Here is a 20,492-nt window from a genome sequence, read left to right on the forward strand (position 1 = left end):
CATCGCCGTCAGACCAAGAATCTGGACCGTCGCGCTCGCGACCGCGCTGCTGCTGACCGGCTGCGGCGCCGGCGGGATGACGTGGCCGGATCTCACCTACGCACCCGCGCCGCTCCAGCAGCTTCCCGAGGCAGCCGGCCGAGGCGACATGGCCGAGGTCCCCCTCGCGGAGCTGGCGCTCGGGAGCTGGCTCGCGGACACCGCGGAACGCACCGAGATCCCACCACGAGCCCTGGCGGCGTACGCCGGCGCGGCCCTGCGGCTGGCGCGGACGCAGCCCGAGTGCGGCATCGGGTGGAACACGCTCGCGGGTATCGGCATGGTCGAGTCGGTGCACGGCACCTACCTCGGGGCGCGCACCGACGACGACGGCGCGGTGCGGCCGGCGATCATCGGCATCCCGCTGGACGGCAGCGAGGGCGTCATGGCGATCACCGACACGGACGACGGCGAGCTCGACGAGGACGCGGAGTGGGACCGCGCCGTCGGCCCCATGCAGTTCATCCCGGCCACCTGGGCGGACCACGCGGTGGACGGCAACCTCGACGGGGAAGCCGATCCGCACCAGATCGACGACGCGGCCCTGACCGCCGCCCACTACCTGTGCGAGAGCGGCGGCGACGTCACCACCGACGACGGGTGGACCACGGCGCTGGCGGCGTACAACCGCTCGGTGTCGTACGCCAACGACGTGGCCGACCTCGCCGGTTCGTACGCGGAGCGACCTCAGGCCTCGTGACGCGGGGTCAGCGTGCGGAGCACCGTGGCGACGCCGTGCTCCGCCAGGGTCCCGGTGACCTCGTCCGCGGCATCGATGACGGCCGCGGGCGCGTGGCCCATCGCGACGCCGCGGGCCGCCCACGCGATCATCTCCAGGTCGTTGACGCCGTCTCCCACGGCCAGGGTCCACCTCGGGTCCACGCCGATCCGCTCGCGGATCCGCTCCAGCGCCGTCGCCTTGCTCACGTCGCGCGGTGTGACGTCCACCCAGTCGGGGCCGGCCGGGGTCGCGGTGACACCCAGCGCGCGCAGCGGCTCGATCAGGTCCAGGACGCCCGCGCCCCGGAGGATGACGCGTGACGCGGGAACGTCCCACAGCTCCGGGTCGGGGACACCGCGCTGCTCCCCGTTCACCAGCCTCGGGTCGAAGAACCGGTTGACCCGGTAGCCCCAGCCGATCTCCTCGACGCCCACCTGGACGGTGGGAAGGGCAGCGCGAGCGAGGCGGATCACCGGCTCGACGTCGAAGGCGTGCACCGTCTCGAGCCGGAACCCGCCGGACAGGGCGGCACCGACCCGCGCGACCACCGCCCCGTTGGACGCGACGACCCAGCCCGGGTCGATACCCAGCCGGCGGGCGACGGGCAGAACGCCGACGAGGGACCGGCCCGAGGCCAGCACCACCTCGTGTCCGGCCCGCCACACGTCCCCCACTGCCTCGACGGTCACGGCGGGGACGACCATGCCGCCCGCCGACAGGGTGCCGTCGATGTCGAGCGCGATCAGGGCGCCGGCTTCGGCGCCACTTCCGGTAAAGGTTCCGGGAACGGGCACGGTCGCCCGCTGCGGGTCGGTGGTGGACGGCGTCACGGTACCTGTCGTCGGCGTCATACCTCTCAGACGCACCGGGCGCCCGGATGTCACAGCACTTCCAGGAAACGCTCGTCCCGCGTCCATCAGACGAAGGTCCAGTTCGGCAGCCTCGAACCCTTCGGGAGCTGGGGCGCGCCCGGGCCGTACACCCAGTTGACGTCGGCCGGCCCGGTGAGCTCGCGCATTCCCCACGGCATCTCCTCCCCCTCCCGGAGGACGGGTTCCAGCCTGGTGATCAGCGCCCTCATGAAGTCGGTCCCGCCGCTCACCACGGCCTCGACCGGCATGGCGTCCGGCGAGACGCTCTCGCCGCCGGCGAACATTCCCGGCGGCGGGGAGACCGGCACGAACCAGCCGTTCTCCAGGCGGAGCACCAGCACCCGGTAGCCGTGCCGGGTCGCGGCTCTCGTCGCGGAGCCGCCGGAGGTGCGGATGCCGAACCAGGCGTCCGTCACGTCGCGGAGGTCGACGGTCAGCTTGTCCCGCCGGCCGAGGTACAGGTGGTCCTCGGTCAGGCGAAAGTGCGCCCGGTCGATGAAGCGCGCGATCTTCGGATGCCCCCAGCGGACCGCCAGGACCACGGCGGCCACCCAGACGGCGGTCCCGACCACCGTGAGCACGGGCCGCACGGGGGAATCCCCGAGCGCGACCAGCGGCGGCACGAGCACGACAGTGGCCGCCATGGCGCCGAGATTGCCGGCGGCGGCGTACATCAACCAGAACGCCGGCCAGCCGAACAAGCCTGGCCTCACCTGGGCGAGGGTCATGGGGATGATTATGGCCCCATTTGCCCCAAATTTGTTCTTTTTTTGCTTGCGATTTGCTCACGTAGCCATGCGTCCATGCCGCCCTCGACCGACCGGGCGTCGAGCCCTGTCTCGCGCAGCTGCCGGGCCACGCGGTCGGACCGGGCGCCGGACTTGCAGAGCACGTGTACCGGGCGGCCTGCCGCCCAGGCCGTGACGTCGTCGACCACGGCCCCCGAGCGGTCCCCGGCGAAGGCACCCGAGGGGACCGGCCGCGCACCGGGCAGGGCGGCGAGCTCGATCTCCCAGGGCTCGCGCACGTCGAGCACGGCGGGCTCCGGACCGTCCGCGCGCAGCGCCGCCAGCTCCCCCACACCGGTCCGCACCGTGGCCGCCACGCCGTCCGAGGACTCCGGACCGTCCGCCGGCGACAGCCCGCAGAACACCGCGTAGGGGTCGGCGTCGCCGGCACCTGTGCCGGTGCTGTCCAGCAGCGCTGTGACGGGTTCGCGGGCCGGATCGCGCCGGACGGTGAGGTGCCGCCAGGTCAGGGCCAGGGCGTCGTACGTCGCGAGCCGCCCGAGCAGGGTCTCGCCCAGCCCGGTGACGAGCTTGATCGCCTCGGTGGCCATGACCGAGCCCAGGGTGCCACACATCGCGCCGAGCACGCCGCCCGTCGCACAGTCGGGCGAGGCACCGGCCGGCGGCGGCTCCGGGAACACGTCCCGGTAGGTCACGCCGTCGACGCCGGCCGGCGGAGCACCCCAGAACGTCGCGACCTGTCCCGTGAACCGGTAGATCGCGCCCCAGACGCACGGGATCCCCAGCACCTCCGCGGCGTCGGAGACGAGATAGCGCGTGGCGAAGGCGTCGGTCCCGTCGAGCACCAGGTCGTAGCCCGAGAGCACGTCCAGCGCGTTGGCGACGGTCAGCCGCTCGCGGTGCTCGACCACGCGGACGTGCGGGTTGACCTCGGCGACCGTCGCGCGTGCCGACGCGGTCTTCGGCGAGCCCAGGTCCGAGACGCCGTGGACCACCTGCCGCTGCAGGTTCGACGTCTCGACCACATCGTCGTCCACGATTCCGAGCGTGCCGACGCCCGCCGCGGCGAGGTAGAGCAGGGCGGGGCTGCCGAGGCCGCCCGCGCCCACCACCAGCACGCGTGCGCTCGCCAGCCGGCGCTGCCCCTCGGCACCCATCCCGGGTAGCACCAGGTGGCGCGCGTACCGGGCCAGCTCGTCGCGGTCCAGCTCGCGGCCGGGCTCGACGAGCGGCGGCAGCGCGGTCACAGTGCCAGGTCCAGGTTGTCGCCGACCACGTTGCCGCCGACCGTGACCAGGCCCCCGACCGGGGACGACGCCAGCGCGCGCTCCCGCCGCGGCGACCGGCCCGCACCGGCCGCGGCGTGACCCGCCTCGACCGCGAGCCGCATCGCGTGCGCCATCCGCACCGGGTCGGCCGCGCGGGTCACGGCGGTCGCCAGCAGGACGCCGTCGCACCCGAGCTCCATCGCGAGCGCCGCGTCCGACGCCGTGCCGATCCCCGCGTCCAGGATCACCGGGACCGACGCCGCGCCGGCGATCGCCTCGATGTTGCGCGGGTTGGCGATGCCGAGCCCGGAGCCGATGGGCGAGCCCAGCGGCATGACCGCCGCGCAGCCGACGTCCTCCAGGCGGCGCGCGGTGATCGGGTCGTCGTTGGTGTACGGCAGCACGGTGAATCCGTCGTCGACCAGGATCTTAGCGGCCTCCACCAGGCCGATCACGTCGGGCAGGAGCGTCACGTCGTCGGCGATCACCTCCAGCTTGACCCAGTCGGTCGCGCACGCCTCGCGCGCGAGCTGCGCGGTGAGCACCGCCTCGCGCACGGAGAAGCAGCCGGCGGTGTTGGGCAGGGCCCGGATGCCCAGGCGTTCGAGCAGCCCCCAGACGGACGGGTCACCGGCGGCTGCCGGGTCGGCCGACGGCCGGGGCCGGGACACGCGGCGCATCGCGACGGTCGTCAGCTCCGTGCCCGAGGCCACGAGGGCGTCCTCCAGGGCGAGCAGGCTCGCCGCTCCCCCGGTGCCCATGACCAGGCGCGATCCGAGCGTCGTGCCCGCGATGGTGAACGGTGTGTCGTCGGTGCTCAGCATGCTCAGCCTCCCTGCACGGCGGTGACTACCTCGACGCGGTCGCCGGGCCGGACGTCGGTGGTGCCCCAGGCGCTGCGGGGCACGACGACGTCGTCGACCGCGATCGCGACCCCGCGCGGCGCGCCGTCGATGACGAGGCCGGGCAGCAGGCGGGCGACCAGGTCGGCGATCGGCAGCGGGCCGTCGAGCGGGTACGGCTCGCCGTTGACGACGGCCGTGCCGGACGCGCTGGACGGTGCGGTGGACGGTGCTGTGGTCATGCTGTGCCTCCTCGTTCAGTCGTGGGTGTGGTGCGGTCCGCACCGGCGAACCGGCGGGGGTCCGCGTACCGGGCGGCCGCCTCGACGGCGGCCCTGTCCCCCGGACCGCGCGGCGCCGCGCCCAGCGCCGCGTCGACGGCGGCCGCCGTCAGCGGGGTGAGCAGGATGCCGTTGCGGTAGTGCCCCGTGGCCAGGTAGAGGCCGTCGGCCGCCCGGCCCAGGAGCGGCGCGTTGTCCGGGCTGCCGGGCCGGGACCGGGTGACGGCCTCCAGGAGGACCGCGTCGTCGAGCTCGGGCAGCAGGGCCCGGGCGTCGCGCAGCAGCGCGAAGACGTCGCCGGCGCGGGTCAGGTGGTCGTCGTCGCGTTCGTCCGACGTCGCGCCGACGACCAGCTCGCGCCGCCCGTCGGGCCGTACCCGGCGGGGCACCACGTAGACGGGTCGCCCCTGCACGGTGCCGCGCACCACTACCGCAGGCGACCCGTCGGCGGCGGCGTCCAGGCGCAGGGTCGTGCCGGGTACGGGCCGGGTGGGCGCGCCCGCGAACAGGGCCGCGCTCGCATGGCCGGCGGCCAGGACCACGGTCCCCGCCGAGTACGCGGTACCGGCATCGTCGAGCGCGCCGACGACCGCGCCGTCCGCCCAGGTCAGCGAGAGAGCGGCGCGGGGCACGTGGGTCGCGCGCGCGGTGACCACGGCGAGCGCCGCGTGCACCGCACGCGGGTCCACCTGGTGGTCGCCGGGGACCCACGCCGCACCCGCGACCCGGGGTCCGACGCCGGGCTCGCGCCGCCGCGCCTCGGCGGGCGTGATCTCCACCGAGCCGAGCCCCAGCTCCCGGTGCAGGGCGAGGGTCCGGCGCAGCGCGACCAGGTCGTCGCCGTCGTAGGCGAGGGCCAGGGTCCCTGCGGTGTCCAGGCCGACGCCGCCCGCCGACAGCCCCGCCGCGCGTTCGAGCGCGTCGGCGAACTCGGGCCAGAGGGCGAGCGAGGCCGTGCCCAGGCGCGTCTGCGCCTCCTCCCCGAAGCCCGCCTCCATAACCGGCGCGAGCATGCCCGCGGCGGCATGGGTGGCGCCGTCGCCGGGCGAGGGATCCAGGACGACGACGCTCGCCCCGGCCTCCAGCGCACGCCAGGCAACGGTCAGGCCGATGACGCCCCCGCCGACGACGAGGACGTCGCACGCGTGACTGCTCACGTGGCTGCTCGCACGGCTGCTCAAGTGTTCTCCCTTCGCTGGCATGACCCAGATCAGGTTCGACGGTCGGCGCCCTGCGCCCTCTCAGCCCCGTCCGGGGCTCCCGTGCACGCGACAACCTTAACCCCGCCGGGCAGCCGCTCCGGGACGCCTGTGCACAAGGCGTCGGACCGTCGGTGCGTCGGCCTACACTCGCGCTCGTGGATCCCCGTACCCGGCTCGCCTGCGCCCGCCTGTACCTGTGCACGGACGCCCGTCAGGACACCGGCGACCTCGAACCCTTCCTGCACGCGGCGCTGGAGGGCGGCGTCGACGTCGTCCAGCTCCGGGACAAGTCCCTGGAGGCGGCCCGCGAGGTCGAGCTGCACGCGCTCGTCGCCCGGGTGGCGGCCGAGCACGGCGCGCTGTGGGCGGTCAACGACCGAGCGGACATCGCGCGGCTCACCGGTGCGCCCGTGGTGCATATGGGCCAGGGCGACCTGCCCAGCGATGCGGTGCAGACCCTGCTGGGCGACGGCCCCGTGCTGGGCCGCTCCACCCACTCCCTCGACCAGGCGCTGACAGCCGAGGCCGACCCGCGCGTCGACTACTTCTGCGTGGGACCCGTGTGGGCCACACCGACCAAGCCGGGGCGCCCGGCCGTCGGCGTCGACCTGGTGCGCGACGTCGCCGCCAAGGACCCGGCCACACCCTGGTTCGCCATCGGCGGGGTCGACGAGGCCCGCCTGGACCAGGTGCTCGACGCGGGGGCGCGCCGCGTCGTCGTCGTGCGCGCCATCACGCAGGCGGACGACCCGAGGGCGGCGGCTGCCGGTCTGCGTCGCAGGATCACGAACGCGGACCGGTAGCGCGCGACCCTGATCTCACAGCTCGTCGGGCGCCGGTCCACCGGCACGGCGGTGCTCGTCCGCCGCGGGCCGGCCGCGCCGTCCGACGGCGAAGCCGACCGCACCGCCGAGCAGGAGCGCACCGGCGCCGGACAGCAGCACTGCCGTCCCCGGCGCGGGGGTGCCGCGTGGGACGTAGGTCGTGTCCGACAGGGGCGCGTACGCGAACCACCCGGGCGACGGACGGCTCTCGGACCAGGCGGCGGCGCCCAGCAGCACGAGTCCGAGGACGGCGAGGACCGGGACGACGAGACGTACGGCGCGCCCCCGACGGGGTACCGGAGGCGGGGTGGCTGTCATGTCGCTCATCCTCCCGGCGCACGCCACAGAAGGGCAACCGTCGTTCCGGACCACCCGACGGACAGACAGGTCATTCCGGGTAGTTCTACCCACCGATATTCGACGACTTTTCACCTTTGTACTCGGTAGGGTGCTCCGGTTGCGCCTGTGTGGGCCGTCCGGGCGAGCAATCTTTCGTGGAATGAGGAGGACGCATGAGCCTGGTCTCACGCGCGTTGAAGAACCGTCGATCCGTGGTGTCGGCCGGTGTGGTGACCCTCTTCGGGGCGGGGCTCCTGAGCTTCGCGCTCCTGTACGAGGGCGAGTCGACAGCCGACGTCGAGCTGAACGACTCGGGCGTGTGGGTGACGCGGACCGCGCAGGGCGAGCTCGGCCGGTTCAACTACGACGCGAAGGCCTTGGACGGCGTCCTGCTGGCAGGCGCCGGAAGCTTCGACGTGGAGCAGGACGCACAGCGTGTCCTCCTGAACAGCACGAGCAGGTTCTCCGCGAGCCCGGTGAACCCGGGGCAGCTCGTGCTCGACGCCACGATGAAGCTTCCCGCCGGAGCGCAGGTCGCCTCGGGCAGCGCGACCACCGCCGTCTACGACCCGGAGACGGGCAAGGCCTGGGTCCTTCCCTTCGCCTCGACCACCTTCGACGAGAGCAAGCTCAAGCCCACGGTCAAGGCGGGCCCTGGCGGCAGGCTCGCCGTCGGCAACGACGGCACGGTCTTCCTCGCCGTCCCGGCCGACGGCAAGCTCTACACGATCCCCACCACCAAGCAGGGCGTCGCCGAGCAGGTGGACGAGACCGGCCTCCCCCTCGGCGCCGACGCCGAGGTGCAGGTCTCCGCGGTGGGTGACGAACCGGTGGTGTTCGACCAGACGTCCGGGACCCTGGTGCTGCCGGGCGGCGATACGGTCAAGATCGCCGACGGCGCACAGGGCACGCTGCAGCAGCCGTCGAGCGGGACCGACGACGTGGTGGTCGCGACCCTGAACGGCCTGGTCGTCCAGCCGCTGGCGGGCGGGACCTCCACCCTGCACGCGCTGACGGGCGGCCCGGCGAGTGTCGCCTCGGCCCCGGTGCAGCTCGGCGGATGCATCTACGGTGCCTGGTCGGGACCCGGCCAGGTCGTCCGGGAGTGCGCGGGAGAGACCAACGACGTCCGGCAGGCGCTGGAGGGTGCGGACGCCTCCACGAGCCTGGTCTACCGCGTCAACCGTGACGTCATCGTGCTGAACGACGTTGCGAACGGTCAGCTGTGGATGGCCGCCGACGACTTCGAGATGGTCGACGACTGGGACTACATGCAGCCCAAGAAGGGCGACGGTGACAAGACCGAGTCGGAGCAGACCACCGCGATGCAGGTCGACCACTTCGTGGCCGACCGGAACAAGGCCAACAACACGCCGGTGCCCGAGAAGGACTCGTTCGGCGTCCGGCCCGGCCGCACGACCGTGCTGAACGTCCTGGGCAACGACATGGACAAGGACGGCGACGTGCTGACGGCCTCGGTCGTCACCCCGCCCGAGGGTGTCACCGTCAACCGCGTGCTCGGCGGCGCGGCCCTGCAGGCCGACGTGCCGGACCGCGCGACGGGTGAGACCACCTTCACGTACCAGGTCGACGACGGTCGCGAGAACGGCACGGCGACCGCCGAGGCCACCGTGCGGGTCGTGCCGCTGACGGAGAACAACCCGCCGGTCCAGCCCGACGGCGAACCCGTGCTGCAGGTGGGCCAGGACCGTCTGGCCAGCATGAAGGTGCTGCCCTACTTCCAGGACCCGGACGGCGACGACCTCTACCTCTCGAACGCGAGTACCGCGAACCCGCTGGACGAGGTGCGGTTCCGCCCGGACGGCACCGTCGAGTTCCGTGACGGCGGCGGCGCCACGGGCCTCAAGGTCGTCGACCTCCGGGTCTCGGACTCGGAGGGCGAGTCCTTCGAGGGCAAGATGCACGTGGACGTCGTGGCCGCGAACGTCGCGCCGGTGCCCGTCCAGGACCACGTGACCGTGCTGACCGGCGAGCCGGTCACCGTGAACCCGATGGTGAACGACCACGACGCCAACGACGACAAGCTGCGGCTGACGAGCGTCGCCGAAGCGGCCGGCGCCAGCATCACGCAGAACACGCCGGCGGGGAACTTCAAGTTCCGGAGCGACCAGGCCGGCTCGTACGACGTGCCCTACTACATCTCCGACGGCATCGAGCAGACGATGGGTCTGGTGCGGGTGGACGTGCTGGACCCGCCGGCGGAGGCCGGTGCGCCGGTGGCCGTCTCGGACCAGGTGCTGCTGCCGACCGGCGGCTCCGCCCTGGTCGACGTCCTGGCCAACGACACCGACCCGGCGGGCGGCGTGCTGGTGGTGCAGGGCGTCAACGTGCCCACCGGTGCTCCGGTGACCGTCTCGGTGCTGAACCACCAGATCCTGAAGGTGTCCGAGATCAAGCGCCTCGGCGAGCCCGTCCTCGTGACCTACCGGGTCGCGAACGGCTCGGGCACGGTCACGGGTCAGGTACGCGTGGTGCCCATCCCGGCGTCCGCGCAGATGCGGCCGCCGGAGGCGGGTCCCGACGAGGCGACCGTGCGCGTCGGCGACGTCGTGACCATCCCGGTGCTGAAGAACGACAGCCACCCGGACGGTCTGGCGATGAAGGTCACCGACAAGCTGCAGGAGGCGCCGCCGTCCTCGCTCGGTGAGGCCTTCGTCTCCGAGGACACCGTGCGCTTCCGGGCCGGCAACAAGGCCGAGACCGTCCATGCGGTCTACGAGGTCGAGGACGCCAACGGCCAGAAGGACTCCGCGCAGGTCACCATCACCATCAAGGACGACCCGGAGAACACCGCCCCGCAGCTGCCGGACATCGAGGCACGGGTGCTCAGCACGGGCATCGTGCGGATCCCGCTGCCGCTGGACGGGATCGACCCCGACGGCGACCACGTGACGCTCAGCTCGATCTCGGCGGCGCCCGCCAAGGGCACTGCCAAGATCGTGGACGGGGCCATCGACTACCAGGCCTCCGACACCACGGGCTTCGACACCTTCAGCTACCAGGTCACCGACACGCGCGGGGCCATCGGCCAGGGTGTCGTCCGGGTGGGTATCGCGGCGCCCCCGGCGAGCAACCAGGAACCGCAGGCGATCGACGACGAGACGACGGTCCGGCCGGAGCGCACCGTGGCCATCCCGGCGCTGCTCAACGACTCGGACCCGGACGGCGACCAGATCAGCCTCGTCGCCAAGGGCTTCGAGGGCACCAAGGACCTGAGGCCCAAGGCCGTCGAGGACGACGTCGTCGTCACCGCGCCCGACGAGGCAGGCCCGTACTCGTTCTACTACGGCATCCAGGACACCTATCAGGCGGGCACCAGCGGCGCGATCACGGTGAACGTCGACCCGGACGCGCCGCTGCTGCGCCCCATCGCGTACGACGACGTCGTGACGTCCGACGACGTCGAGGGCCGCTCCAGCGTCACCGTGAAGGTGCTCGCCAACGACGCCGACCCGGACGGCGTGGGCGCCGACCTGGACGTGAGCGTCGACCCGGGCCTCGAGGGCGTGACGGTCACCGAGTCGAACACGATCAAGGTCGAGCTCACCGAGGACGCCCAGGTCATCACCTACACCGTCACCGACATGGACGGCCTGGAGGCCAAGGCGTTCGTGCGGGTGCCGAGCAACCAGGCGCGGCCGCACATCAAGCCGGGCCTGGACCCGCTCAAGGCCTTCAGCGGTGACCCGCTCACCATCGAGCTCGGGGACTACGTGGTGGTCCGGGAGGGCCACAAGCCGCGGATCACCAAGGACAACACGGTCAAGGCCGTGGCGGGCAGGGTCGCGATGACCGACCACGACACGCTCGTGTACACGTCCGCGGAGGACTACGCGGGCGCTGCGTCGGTCAGCTTCGAGGTGACCGACGGCACCGGCCCCGACGACGCCGAGGGCCTGACCGCGGTGCTGACGCTGCCGATCGACGTCGTCCCCTCCAACAACCAGCCGCCGAAGATCACCGGTACCCCGGTGCTCGAGGTCGCGGCGGCCGAGAAGGCGACCGTCGACCTGTCGCGCTACGTCAAGGACCCCGACAAGGACCCGCTGGACTTCAGGGTCGGGAGCAAGAACGGCATCGAGATGAGTGTCTCCGGCACCACGGTCATCGGCGAGGTCGGGGCGGTCCCCAAGGGCACCGTCGCACAGCTCCCGATGACCGTCTCCGACGGCCGGAACCCGGCCGTCCGCGCCGAGCTGACCGTCAAGGTCGTGCAGTCCACCCGGCCGGAGGTGAAGACGACCGACGACAAGGTGCCGAACGCGCACCAGGGCAAGCCGTCGACGGTCCCTGTGCTGGAGAACGACTCCAACCCGTTCCCGGGGACGCCGCTGAAGGTGGTCGCGGCCGCCAGCGAGGCGGGCGGTGGCGAGGTGTCGTTCACCGACTCCGCGGTGGTCGTCACTCCCGAGGACGACTTCACCGGCGTCATGACGGTGCGGTACACGGTGCAGGACGCCACCGGGGACCCGGACCGCCAGGTCGACGGCTTCGTGAAGCTCACCGTCCTGGGCAAGCCCGACGCTCCCCGTGCACCCCGCATCGAGGAGGTCCGCTCCGAGACCGTGGTGCTGAGCTGGGACCAGCCCAACAACAACGGCGCCGACATCACCAGCTACACGCTGCGCACCGACGGCGGTCAGGAGCACAGGTGCGCCACGACCACCTGCACGTTCGACGAGCTGAAGAACAACGTGAAGTACACGTTCACGGTCGTCGCGACCAACGAGGTGGCCGACTCGGCGCCGTCACCGGCGTCCGCCGAGGTACGACCCGACAACAAGCCGGAGAAGCCGGAGCCGCCGACGCTCAAGGACGGCGACCAGAAGCTGACGGTCTCGTGGAAGAACAGGACGTACACGGACCGGTCCCCCATCGAGTGCGTCACCCTGGAGATCAGCCCGCCACCGGCCGACAACGTGACCCAGAAGACGTGTCAGACCAGCAGCCCGGTCGAGTGGACGGGGCTGCAGAACGGCACCTCCTACACGGTGCGGGTCCAGGCGAAGAACGACGCGGACCAGCCGTCGGACTGGAGCGACCCGTCCGCGGCGGAGACTCCCGCCACGAAGCCGGCGCAGCCCCTCGCACCGACCGCCACCCGGAAGGAGACCGCAGCCGGTGGTCAGATCACCGTCGGGTGGCAGGCTCCGGCCAACAACGGTGACGCGATCTCCCGGTACTACGTGACCGAGTACCGGGACGGGACCAAGACCAGGACGATGCCGGACAGCGACCTGGAGATGACCGTCCAGGACCTGAGCACCGAGTCGGCGTACAAGTACACGGTCCAGGCCGAGAACAAGGCAGGCCGGTCGCCGGTCAGCCCGGAGTCCGCCGAGACGGTGCCGCACGGCACACCGGACCCGGTGGGCGCCCCGACGGCCAGGCTCGGCTCGAACACCGACGGCCAGGTCGACGTGCAGTGGAACCGCACCAGCAACTTCTACGGCAAGGGCGGGTACTACAACGTCCGGGCCAACGGCGGCACGGCCCAGAACGCGGGCGCCAACCCGCCGTACACCCACAAGGGCCTGAACAACGGGACGTCGTACACGTTCCAGGTGCAGGCGTGCAACGCGCACACCTGCTCGGACTGGTCGGCCTCGTCGAACGCGCAGACGCCGTACGGTCCGCCGATCCAGCCGACGATCACCGCCACCCCCGGGATCGGGAACGTGTCCTTCACGTGGGACGCGGACGGGTACAACGGTGTGACCACCAGGGTCCAGGTGTCCGGGGCCATCAGCAGCACCAGCAAGACCGGCACCTCGACGGCGGACGGCAACCCCGGCCAGACCCTGCAGGCCTGCGTCAGGGTGACCGACGACAACGGGAAGTACAAGGAGGCCTGCGACTCGGCACAGGTGCTGCAGCCCAGGGCCTGGGTGACGGCGGCGAGCAGCGGACCGAACTCCAGCAGCCGCTACTGGGTGGTGAACTGGGAGGGCTTCGACGCGAACAGCCAGGTCGCGTGCTGGGCGGGTGACACGTCGCGCATCGACAACGGCCCGGACTACTGGCACGACATCCACGAGGGGCACGCCAGGACCTGGGAGGGCAGCACCAAGTACCCGATGAACGGCTCCTCGGGCTCGAGACAGCTCTCCTGCTGGATGGGCTCGACCTACAACGGGACAGAGGTCGCGTTCATGGTCGACGGGGTCCGGTACGAGACCAGGCGCTGGAACGTCGGCTGACGACTGACCGGGGCTCGCGCGGCTACCGCGCGAGCCCCGACCGGTGCCGCCCCAGCGGGATCACGAGCGGCGTGCCGCTGCGGGGGTCGGTGATCACGTCGCACGGCAGGCTGAAGACGTCCTCGACGATCTGTGCGGTCACCACCTCGTCGGGGGTGCCCTCGACGACTATGCGGCCGTTCTTCATCGCGATGAGATGGTCGGCGTAGCGGCAGGCGAGGCTCAGCTCGTGCAGCACCATCACTATCGTCTTGCCCCGGTCGCGGTTGAGGTCGACGAGCAGGTCGAGCACCTCGATCTGATAGTTCACGTCCAGGAACGTCGTCGGCTCGTCGAGCAGGAGGATGTCGGTGTCCTGCGCGAGCGTCATGGCGATCCACACCCGCTGGCGCTGCCCGCCGGAGAGGTCGGCGACCCGGCGGGACACGAGCTCGGCCGTCCCGGTCGCCTCCAGCGCCTCGTCGACGGCAGCGTCGTCGGCGGGGGTCCAGCGGCGGAACCAGCCCTGGTGCGGGTAGCGGCCGCGGCCGACCAGGTCGCCCACGGTGATCGACGACGGCGCGACCGGCGACTGCGGCAGCAGGCCGACCAGGCGCGCGAGGTCGCCCGACCGCATGCCGTGCACGGGAACGCCGTCGAGCAGCACCTGGCCCGCTCGCGGGGCGAGCAGCCGGCTGAGACCGCGCAGGAGCGTGGACTTGCCGGACGCGTTCGCGCCGATGATCGCCGTGATCGCGCCGGCGGGTATGTCGGTGGACAGCTCGCGCACGATGTCGGCGCCGTCGTAGCCGAGCGTGAGCCCGGCCACCTCGAATGAATGATCGCTCACGCGCCCGCTCCCCTGTCTCTCACTGCTGTCCCTCACTGCTGTCCCTCACTGCGACTGCCGGTCGGGCTGCCGTTCCGGATCAGCAGCCAGGCGATGTACGGGGCTCCGGTGAGCCCCGTGACGATGCCGGTCGAGATCGGGTACGGCAGCAGGTGCTGCGCGACGACGTCGGCCGTCTGCACGATGATCGCGCCGACCAGCGCCGCGGGCAGGACCCGCTCTCCGGCCAGGCCGAGCAGGCGGCCGGCGATCGGTCCGGCCATGAGCGCGACGAACGCCAGCGGTCCCGCGGCGGCGGTCGCGAGCGCGACGAGCACCACGGCGCACCCGAGCTGCACGGCGGTCTCCGCCTGGGGGCGCACGCCCAGCCCTCTGGCGCTGTCCGCGCCGAGCTCCAGCACGCCGAGCCGCCGCGAGAACGCCATCAGGACCGGGATGACGACGGCGCAGCCGACGGCCAGACCGAGGATCTCGCCCTCCCCCGCCATGCCCACCGAGCCGACGAGCCAGGTCATGGCGGCCCGCGCGTCGGAGATCTCGGCGCGCGAGACGAGGTACCCCGTCACCGACTCCAGCAGCGCGGCCACGCCCACGCCGATCAGGATGAAGCGGTAGTCCGCGATGCCGCCGCGCCACGCGAGCAGGTAGACGGCGGCCGCCGTGAGGAGGGCGCCGGCGAGGCTCGCGATCGACAGCCCGAACCCGCCCGCGCCGAAGAGCACGAGCCCTGCGACGGTCGCGCTGCTCGCCCCGGCCGAGATCCCGATGATGTCGGGAGCCGCCAGCGGGTTGCGCAGGACACGCTGGAAGATGCTGCCCGCCGCCCCGAGCGCGAGCCCGACCAGCACGGCGGTGATCGCGCGGGGCAGCCGCAGCTCCCGCACGATGAAGTCGACGGACGGCTCAGCGGACAGGCCGAGCACCGAGCCCAGGACCTCTGCCGGCCCGAGCAGGTAGCTGCCGAGCATCATCGACACGACGAAGACACAGGCCGCCACGACCGCGAGCGCCGCGGTGACGACGAGGGCGCGGCGGGTGCGGGCGTGGCGCTCGAGCCGGAACATCACAGCTCCACACCGCGCCGCAGGCGCACTATCGCGATGAAGACCGGTGCCCCGACGATGCCGAGCACGACGCCTACCTGCAGCTCGCCCGGTGACGCCACGAGCCGCCCGACGATGTCGCAGAGCAGCAGCACGAGCGGTCCGAGCACGAGGCTGTAGGCGAGGATCCACCGGTAGTCCGGCCCGGTGACGAGCCGGACGAGGTGCGGCACCATGAGGCCGAGGAACGCGATGGGGCCGCAGGCGGCGGTCGCGGCTCCGCACAGGACCGCCACGACGGCGAACGTGATGACGCGGTTGCGGCGCACGTGCTGCCCGAGCGAGACGGCCAGGGCGTCGCCCAGCGCCAGCAGGTTGAGCTGGCGGGCCAGGAACATCGCGGCGATCAGCCCGGTCACGATGTAGGGCCCGACCTGCAGGACGACGGGCCAGTACCGTCCGGCGAGCGCCCCGACCTGCCAGACGCGCAGCTCCTCGAGCGCGTCCGTGGAGGAGAGCACGATCGCCGACGTGATCGACGAGCAGACGGCGGTGACGACCACGCCGGCGAGCGCCAGCTTGATCGGCGTCGCGCCTTCCCTGCCGAAGGACGCGATCGTGTAGACGGTAGCGGTGGCGACGCCGGCGCCGAGGAAGGCGAGCCAGACGTTCGCGCCGGCCGCCTGGTCGCCCAGCACGAGGATGCCGGTGACGACGGCGACGGCGGCGCCCGCGTTGATGCCCATGATCCCTGGGTCGGCCAGCGGGTTGCGGGCGACGCCCTGCAGGAGGGTGCCGCTGACCGCGAGGGCGGCTCCGGCGAGCACCCCGAGGACCGTGCGGGGCAGCCGCATGTCGAGGATGACCGTCAGGTCGCTCTCGGCCAGGTCACCGACGTCGATGGTGCGAGAGCCGAGCATGACCGACGCGACGCAGACGACGAGCAGCGCGCCGGCGGACAGGAGCAGCCCGCCGGCGATGAGTGCGTTGCTCCGCCGGGGTCGGGTGGCGACTGCCGTCATCAGTCGGTGAGGTTCTCGTCAGCCTCGTTGACGAAGTCCGTGAGGTTGCGCAGCTGCTCGGTGTAGTCCGGGTAGGTGTGCAGCCAGTAGGCGGGCCAGGACGTGTAGGCGCCTGCCGCGTAGGCGGTGATCTCCTCGGCGATCGGCTGTGCGTCCAGCGTCTCCTGGTTGGCCGGGTAGCTGCGGTCGTCGAAGAGCAGGACGTCCGGCTGGTACGTGTCGGCGTTCTCGAAGCTGAGGCTCTCCCAGTAGGGGAACTCGGGGTCGGGCGTCTCCGGGTCGATCACGTCCAGGCCCCACGACTGCAGGTCGAGCAGCTCGGGTGCGTGCTCGGGCACGGCCACCGCGTAGGTGTCCTCGTAGGGGCTGATCGCGAGCGCCGTCAGTCCGGGCTTCGCGGCGACGGCGGCCTCGAACTCCTCGACCGCCGTGTCGAACTCGGCTCGCTGCTCGTCGATCACCGAGGTGTCGGCCCCGAGCGACTCGGCCAGCTCGGCGTAGCCCTCGATCAGCCCGACTATCGAGTCGCCCTGCGACGCGCCGACGACGGGCGCGAGCTCCGCGAGCTTTTTGCTGGACTCCTCGACGCCGTCCTCGAGGCCCGAGTACCCGCCCTCGGCCGGCCACCAGTCGCCCACGATGAGGTCGGGCGCGAGCCCGGCCGCCTTCTCGACGTCGATCTTGCCCCATTCCTCGCCGAGGATCTCGATGCCCTCGAAGTCGGCTCCCTGGAGGCCGACGTCGCTGTCGATGTCACCGTCCGCGTAGATCCCGACGGGCTTGATCCCGAACTCCATGAGCACCTTCGCCGCGTAGGCGTGCGCGATGATGCGGGTGGGTACCTCGTCCGCGGTGTAGGTCTCGCCGTCGCCGGACACGTAGCTCCAGGCACCGTCGCCGGAGGCCGCTTCGTCGGGCGCGGCGCTGGTGCACCCGGTCAGCATCGCGACACCCACGGTGAGCGCGATGGGGAGGAGCCGAAGTCGGCGCATGGCAAGCCCTTCCAGACAATCAAGCAGAGAATTGGGGTAAAGCAAGGCTTACCTTATCTCGGCATCAAAGCGGATTTGTCCCCTCCGCGCCCGCACCGCGTATCACGGCTTATCTTGACGTCTTGTAGAGATGTACGTGACCCTCGTAGAGGGCACCAGCCCGGCACGAAGTCCGTTCCGTTACATCCCTGCACGTCCAGGCAAAGGAGACAACGATGAGCGACAACCCTCAGCTTCTTCATGTGGCCACCTTCTGCGGCAAGTGCGACTGTGGCTGCCCGGAGCTGTTCGTCGACCCGAGCGCGGAGCCCGAGAAGCAGATCGTGATCACCGACGACTTCGGTCAGCGGATCCAGATGAGCCACGACCAGCTCGCGGACCTGGTGGAGCAGGCGCGCAGCGGCGCGCTGGACGCGGCGGCGCTCCAGCCGGCCTGACGCCCGACCGTCCGGCCTGACGACAGGCCGTTCCGTCCGGGATCCCGGACGACGCAGAGGTGGCTGCCCACGAGCGAGTGGGCAGCCACCTTTGCAGTAGGGTCCTGCCAGGAGGGCACATGTCAGGCAGGACCCAGGCAGGCAGGACGCCGTCAGGCAAGACCTCGGCGGGCAGGACCCGCGAACGCGGACAGCTCGAGGCAGAGGTCATGCGGATCCTCTGGAGCCACGAGGACGCGATCGGAGCGAGGGTCGTCCAGGAGAGCTTCGAGGCCGAGCACGTCCCGGCCTACACGACGCTCCTGACGGTGCTCGACCGCCTCCAGAAGAAGGGCGAGGTCGTCCGGATCGCGACCTCCCCGCGGAAGGTCCGCTTCCGGCCCACCCGTTCGGACGGCGAGCGCGCCGGAGCGGCGATGCTGTCCGTGCTGGAGAGCACCGGCGACCGCGAGGAAGCGCTCGCCCGGTTCGCGGACCACCTGACCGCACGGGACGCCGAGATGCTGGAGCGCGCGCTCCGGCCGAGGCACACCGAGCAGCAGCGCGCCGGCTGATCCCGCGCCCCTGGGGTCCGGGCCGATCAGCTCGTGAGCATGAGCCAGCACATCGCGGCCATCCCGAAGCTCATCGCGGAGCTCGCCAGCAGGTCGGAACCGGCGTGGGCCCGCACCGAGCCGCCGTCGCGCAGGTGCCGGAACAGGCCGACCAGGAAGACCGTGCCGCCGACCGCGAGCGCCGCGAGCAGCACCGCACCGCTGACCGTGGACCAGCCGCTCAGCTGCGCATGAGCCACCGCGTGGTCCGTGTGGTGCGCGCGCCCGGCCCCGTGTCCCGTCGCGAGCGTTCGCGACGCCGTCAGGCCGGGGTGCATGACCACCACCGCCCAGACCATCGCCAGCATCATGACGGCGTGCACCGCCTGGGTCCCGGGGCTCTCGTGGTGGCAGGCCCGCGGGGCTCCCGTCGTCGGGCCGCGGGACCCCGCCGTCAGGCCGCGCGACAGAGCATCGGCCTGGTACCAGCCGGCCGCCGCGGCGAAGAACACCGCGGCCAGCACGAAGAAGGCCAGCTGCGGCGGAGCGGGCAGCCGGACCCACCACGGCCACACCATCGCGACCATCACGAGGTTCATGCCCAGGTGGCACAGGTAGCCGGTCACGGCGAACACCTGGCGGGAGGTCACGAGCCGCCACAGGGAGTGCGCGGCGAGCGCGGCGAACGACACGGTCACGATCCACTGCACGGCTGGGTCCGACGGCACTGGCGCCCCCGCGTTCTCGACGAGCGACAACGGTGATCAAACCGCGGCGACAGTACCACGTGATGTAGAGATGACGACGACACCAGCGTGAACTGAGCCCCGGTCAAGAGGCTTGAGGCAACCACAACCCCCGGGGTTCCGGCACCCCCGCACCTCCTGAACCAAAGTCAGGCCCTGACCCCCGGGCGCAGGGCTCAGGGCTCAGGGGGTCAGGGCCTCCGACTTCCTACTCCGTGACGAAGGTCCTGATGCTCTGCGCCGGGAGCTCCGAGCCGAACGCGCCGTTCGTCATGACCACCCTGTTGTACGGGGCGAGCGTCCGGCTCGCGTCCGTCACCCAGGTCGAGAACGCGCCGGAACCCGCACCCTCCACGCTGAACGGTACGTAGACCCCCGCGGAGGTCTTGTTGATCGCCACGATGACGAGCTTCGAGCCGTTGGTGAACGCGGTGACGAAGACGTTCGACTCGGGGTTCGCGGTCGCCGTGACGCGCCAGTAGCCGGGGCGTACCCACTTCGAGAAGTGCGCCATGTTCGCGCCGCGCTTGCTGATCTGCCCGTCCTCGCGCATCGGCCCGTACGAACGGCGGATGTACCACCACACGTACGCCTGGAACCGGCCGTGCAGGAGGGCGTTGTGCATGTTCTCGCCGGTGGCGAGCGACTGCGGCCACAGGTCCGCCGAGTCGGTGCTGTTGGGGTGGTAGACCTCCGTCATCCACAGCTCCTTGCCCGCACCCTTCTGCACGAAGAGCGGGTAGGCGAGGTCCGAGGTCGGGGTGCCGTACAGGTGCGCCCCGAGGATGTCGACGTTGGCCAGCGCCGCCGGGTCGTTGAGGATCGGGTCGGAGAGGTTCTTCCGGTACTGGAACGACTCCGGGGCGATGACCCTGGCCTCGATCGACCCGGCGTTCTCGCGGAGGAACCGGACGATCTCGGCCGGCGTCCACGCCGTCCAGTCGTGCGCGTAGTCGGGTTCGTTCTGTACGGAGATCCCGTAGAGGGGCACCCCGCGGTCGCGCATGTAGCGCACGAAGTCGTTGAGGTGCCGGGCGTAGTTGCCGTACTGGTCGTAGCGCAGCCGCTTGCCGCCGGAGAACGTCTCCGTCATCGACGCCGGCGGGTTCCACGGCGACGCGAAGACCTTGGCGCCGAGCTCGGTCGCGCGCTTGGCCGTCGCCACCTCGCCGGCCCACCTGGCCGGGTCCTCGTGGACGGGGATGCGCAGGATCGTGAAGCCGAGCTGCCCCGCACCGTTGCCGAACGCCGTCTCACGCTGTGCCGCCGTGAGGTCGCTGATCCAGGCCGTGTGGTTCATGCCGCCGAAGCCCTGGATCGTCTGCTGCCGGATCGACGGCTGGACAAGCACCTGGGCCGCGGCGGCCGGCTGCGCCGACACCAGGCCGGCCGCACCCACAGCGGCGGTGGCGGAGAGCGTGAGGAAGGCCCGCCTGCTGACGGGGTCGAAGCGCGGCTCGTTGGTTCTCCCGGGAAGCAGCATCATTGCCCTCTCTGTCGTCGGAGCGCTGTGAAACGTTATCCACTCGACC

Annotated in this window: 18 protein-coding genes and 1 riboswitch; of the genes, 5 read left to right on the forward strand and 13 right to left on the reverse strand. The window is 71.8% G+C overall.

Annotated features, from left to right (window positions below; genetic code table 11):
* Positions 1–76 precede the first annotated feature (76 nt).
* Entirely contained in the window at positions 77–739 is a 663-nt protein-coding gene (locus ACNYC2_RS15410; protein ID WP_419702639.1) for a lytic transglycosylase domain-containing protein, read from the forward strand.
* Here ACNYC2_RS15410 and ACNYC2_RS15415 read toward each other — a convergent pair.
* From ACNYC2_RS15415 to thiO, 6 genes are all read right to left on the reverse strand, one after another.
* A complete protein-coding gene (locus tag ACNYC2_RS15415; protein WP_419702640.1) occupies positions 727–1,611 on the reverse strand; it encodes an HAD family hydrolase in 885 nt (294 codons plus the stop codon). The two genes, ACNYC2_RS15410 and ACNYC2_RS15415, sit on opposite strands and share 13 nt — an antisense overlap.
* Positions 1,612–1,676: 65 nt before the next feature.
* Positions 1,677–2,360 (reverse strand): hypothetical protein, encoded by a 684-nt coding sequence (locus ACNYC2_RS15420; RefSeq protein WP_419702641.1) that lies wholly within the window; start codon positions 2,358–2,360, stop codon positions 1,677–1,679.
* A gap of 8 nt (positions 2,361–2,368) precedes the next feature.
* Positions 2,369–3,628: a ThiF family adenylyltransferase gene (locus ACNYC2_RS15425; protein WP_419702642.1), complete on the reverse strand. Its 1,260-nt coding sequence runs from the start codon at positions 3,626–3,628 to the stop codon at positions 2,369–2,371.
* Entirely contained in the window at positions 3,625–4,473 is an 849-nt protein-coding gene (locus ACNYC2_RS15430; protein WP_419702643.1) for a thiazole synthase, read from the reverse strand. The genes ACNYC2_RS15425 and ACNYC2_RS15430 overlap by 4 nt, the downstream gene beginning before the upstream one ends.
* 2 nt (positions 4,474–4,475) lie before the next feature.
* A complete protein-coding gene (thiS, locus tag ACNYC2_RS15435) occupies positions 4,476–4,733 on the reverse strand; it encodes a sulfur carrier protein ThiS (protein ID WP_419702644.1) in 258 nt (85 codons plus the stop codon).
* Positions 4,730–5,953: a glycine oxidase ThiO gene (gene thiO, locus ACNYC2_RS15440; RefSeq protein ID WP_419702645.1), complete on the reverse strand. Its 1,224-nt coding sequence runs from the start codon at positions 5,951–5,953 to the stop codon at positions 4,730–4,732. The genes thiS and thiO overlap by 4 nt, the downstream gene beginning before the upstream one ends.
* A riboswitch (TPP riboswitch) is annotated at positions 5,943–6,046 on the reverse strand. Its footprint overlaps the gene before it by 11 nt.
* Positions 6,047–6,129: 83 nt before the next feature.
* Between thiO and thiE the strand changes: the two genes are divergently transcribed.
* Positions 6,130–6,777 carry a thiamine phosphate synthase gene (gene thiE / locus ACNYC2_RS15445; RefSeq protein ID WP_419702646.1) on the forward strand — a complete coding sequence of 216 codons (648 nt, stop codon included), beginning with the start codon at positions 6,130–6,132 and terminating at the stop codon, positions 6,775–6,777.
* Positions 6,778–6,792: 15 nt separating this feature from the next.
* Here the strand turns inward: thiE and ACNYC2_RS15450 are convergent, their stop codons facing one another.
* Positions 6,793–7,116: a hypothetical protein gene (locus ACNYC2_RS15450; RefSeq protein WP_419702647.1), complete on the reverse strand. Its 324-nt coding sequence runs from the start codon at positions 7,114–7,116 to the stop codon at positions 6,793–6,795.
* Between the two features lie 194 nt (positions 7,117–7,310).
* Here ACNYC2_RS15450 and ACNYC2_RS15455 point away from each other — a divergent pair, with 194 nt between their 5' ends.
* Positions 7,311–13,358 (forward strand): Ig-like domain-containing protein, encoded by a 6,048-nt coding sequence (locus tag ACNYC2_RS15455; protein WP_419702648.1) that lies wholly within the window; start codon positions 7,311–7,313, stop codon positions 13,356–13,358.
* Between the two features lie 22 nt (positions 13,359–13,380).
* Here the strand turns inward: ACNYC2_RS15455 and ACNYC2_RS15460 are convergent, their stop codons facing one another.
* Genes ACNYC2_RS15460 through ACNYC2_RS15475 form a run of 4 tightly spaced genes read right to left on the reverse strand, consistent with a single transcriptional unit; the run spans position 13,381 to position 17,244 of the window.
* Positions 13,381–14,187, reverse strand: a complete 807-nt coding sequence (locus ACNYC2_RS15460) for an ABC transporter ATP-binding protein (RefSeq protein ID WP_419702649.1) — start codon at positions 14,185–14,187, stop codon at positions 13,381–13,383.
* 32 nt (positions 14,188–14,219) lie between these two features.
* Positions 14,220–15,251, reverse strand: a complete 1,032-nt coding sequence (locus ACNYC2_RS15465) for a FecCD family ABC transporter permease (protein WP_419702650.1) — start codon at positions 15,249–15,251, stop codon at positions 14,220–14,222.
* Positions 15,251–16,252 carry a FecCD family ABC transporter permease gene (locus ACNYC2_RS15470; RefSeq protein WP_419702651.1) on the reverse strand — a complete coding sequence of 334 codons (1,002 nt, stop codon included), beginning with the start codon at positions 16,250–16,252 and terminating at the stop codon, positions 15,251–15,253. Before ACNYC2_RS15470 ends, ACNYC2_RS15465 begins: the two co-directional genes overlap by 1 nt.
* On the reverse strand, positions 16,252–17,244 hold the full coding sequence (locus ACNYC2_RS15475) for an ABC transporter substrate-binding protein (protein ID WP_419702652.1): 993 nt from the start codon (positions 17,242–17,244) through the stop codon (positions 16,252–16,254). The genes ACNYC2_RS15470 and ACNYC2_RS15475 overlap by 1 nt, the downstream gene beginning before the upstream one ends.
* A 215-nt stretch (positions 17,245–17,459) precedes the next feature.
* On the opposite strand from ACNYC2_RS15475, the gene ACNYC2_RS15480 reads away from it, so the two are divergent.
* Together ACNYC2_RS15480 and ACNYC2_RS15485 are read left to right on the forward strand one after the other, a co-directional pair.
* Positions 17,460–17,681, forward strand: coding sequence for a hypothetical protein (locus tag ACNYC2_RS15480; protein ID WP_357506662.1), 222 nt, complete (start codon positions 17,460–17,462; stop codon positions 17,679–17,681).
* 119 nt (positions 17,682–17,800) lie between these two features.
* Positions 17,801–18,235, forward strand: a complete 435-nt coding sequence (locus ACNYC2_RS15485; RefSeq protein ID WP_419702653.1) for a BlaI/MecI/CopY family transcriptional regulator — start codon at positions 17,801–17,803, stop codon at positions 18,233–18,235.
* Between the two features lie 26 nt (positions 18,236–18,261).
* On the opposite strand, the gene ACNYC2_RS15490 is transcribed toward ACNYC2_RS15485, so the two are convergent.
* A complete protein-coding gene (locus tag ACNYC2_RS15490) occupies positions 18,262–18,924 on the reverse strand; it encodes a DUF5134 domain-containing protein (RefSeq protein ID WP_419702654.1) in 663 nt (220 codons plus the stop codon).
* Positions 18,925–19,168: 244 nt separating this feature from the next.
* Positions 19,169–20,446 carry a glucuronoxylanase gene (locus tag ACNYC2_RS15495; protein ID WP_419702655.1) on the reverse strand — a complete coding sequence of 426 codons (1,278 nt, stop codon included), beginning with the start codon at positions 20,444–20,446 and terminating at the stop codon, positions 19,169–19,171.
* Between the last annotated feature and the right edge of the window lie 46 nt (positions 20,447–20,492).

The organism is Promicromonospora sp. NFX87 (assembly GCF_048564965.1).
Lineage (GTDB): Bacteria > Actinomycetota > Actinomycetes > Actinomycetales > Cellulomonadaceae > Promicromonospora.

Excerpts from the sequence above, each read along its gene's own strand:
- ACNYC2_RS15410 (WP_419702639.1), top strand. The coding sequence starts at position 77 with ATGACGTGGCCGGATCTCACCTACGCACCCGCGCCGCTCCAGCAGCTT.
- ACNYC2_RS15415 (WP_419702640.1), bottom strand. The coding sequence starts at position 1,611 with ATGACGCCGACGACAGGTACCGTGACGCCGTCCACCACCGACCCGCAG.
- ACNYC2_RS15420 (WP_419702641.1), bottom strand. The coding sequence starts at position 2,360 with ATGACCCTCGCCCAGGTGAGGCCAGGCTTGTTCGGCTGGCCGGCGTTC.
- ACNYC2_RS15430 (WP_419702643.1), bottom strand. The coding sequence starts at position 4,473 with ATGCTGAGCACCGACGACACACCGTTCACCATCGCGGGCACGACGCTC.
- thiS (WP_419702644.1), bottom strand. The coding sequence starts at position 4,733 with ATGACCACAGCACCGTCCACCGCACCGTCCAGCGCGTCCGGCACGGCC.
- ACNYC2_RS15450 (WP_419702647.1), bottom strand. The coding sequence starts at position 7,116 with ATGACAGCCACCCCGCCTCCGGTACCCCGTCGGGGGCGCGCCGTACGT.
- ACNYC2_RS15455 (WP_419702648.1), top strand. The coding sequence starts at position 7,311 with ATGAGCCTGGTCTCACGCGCGTTGAAGAACCGTCGATCCGTGGTGTCG.
- ACNYC2_RS15465 (WP_419702650.1), bottom strand. The coding sequence starts at position 15,251 with ATGTTCCGGCTCGAGCGCCACGCCCGCACCCGCCGCGCCCTCGTCGTC.
- ACNYC2_RS15470 (WP_419702651.1), bottom strand. The coding sequence starts at position 16,252 with ATGACGGCAGTCGCCACCCGACCCCGGCGGAGCAACGCACTCATCGCC.
- ACNYC2_RS15475 (WP_419702652.1), bottom strand. The coding sequence starts at position 17,244 with ATGCGCCGACTTCGGCTCCTCCCCATCGCGCTCACCGTGGGTGTCGCG.
- ACNYC2_RS15480 (WP_357506662.1), top strand. The coding sequence starts at position 17,460 with ATGAGCGACAACCCTCAGCTTCTTCATGTGGCCACCTTCTGCGGCAAG.
- ACNYC2_RS15485 (WP_419702653.1), top strand. The coding sequence starts at position 17,801 with ATGTCAGGCAGGACCCAGGCAGGCAGGACGCCGTCAGGCAAGACCTCG.
- ACNYC2_RS15495 (WP_419702655.1), bottom strand. The coding sequence starts at position 20,446 with ATGATGCTGCTTCCCGGGAGAACCAACGAGCCGCGCTTCGACCCCGTC.